1 protein-coding gene is annotated in these 536 nt (G+C 57.3%); it reads left to right on the top strand.

Annotated features, from left to right (window positions below; genetic code table 11):
* Window positions 1–527 (top strand): PLP-dependent aminotransferase family protein (locus tag TU76_RS24300; protein ID WP_048352705.1); only part of this gene is annotated, 527 nt, incomplete at its 5' end.
* Window positions 528–536: the final 9 nt, after the last annotated feature.

The raw sequence follows: 536 nt of genomic DNA, 5'->3' as shown, positions 1-536 counted from the left end.
CCAACGCCGACATCGAGAAAAAGCTGAATTCGGCTGTTTTCCCGGGTTCGCAAGGCGGCCCGCTGGAGCACGTCATCGCCGCCAAGGCCGTGTGCTTCAAAGAAGCCCTGCAACCTGAGTTCAAGGCTTACCAGCAACAAGTGGTGAAGAACGCCCAGGCCATGGCCTCGGTGTTCATCGAGCGTGGTTTTGACGTGGTTTCGGGCGGTACTGAAAACCACCTGTTCCTGCTGTCGCTGATCAAGCAGGACATCTCGGGTAAAGATGCTGACGCCGCACTGGGCAAAGCGTTCATCACCGTGAACAAAAACTCCGTACCGAACGATCCACGTTCCCCGTTCGTGACCTCCGGCCTGCGTTTCGGCACCCCGGCTGTCACCACTCGCGGCTTCAAAGTCGAAGAGTGCCGTGAACTGGCCACCTGGATCTGCGACATCCTGGCTGACATCAACCACGAAGCCGTTATCGACGCCGTTCGCGAGAAAGTCAAAGCCATCTGCGCCAAGCTGCCTGTTTACGGCAACTGAGTGTAAATA

The sequence above is a fragment of the Pseudomonas psychrophila genome, from assembly GCF_001043005.1.
Classification (GTDB): Bacteria; Pseudomonadota; Gammaproteobacteria; order Pseudomonadales; family Pseudomonadaceae; genus Aquipseudomonas; species Aquipseudomonas psychrophila.
The sequence above is the reverse complement of the archived record's forward strand: the minus strand, read 5'-3'. Positions and strand labels throughout refer to the sequence as shown.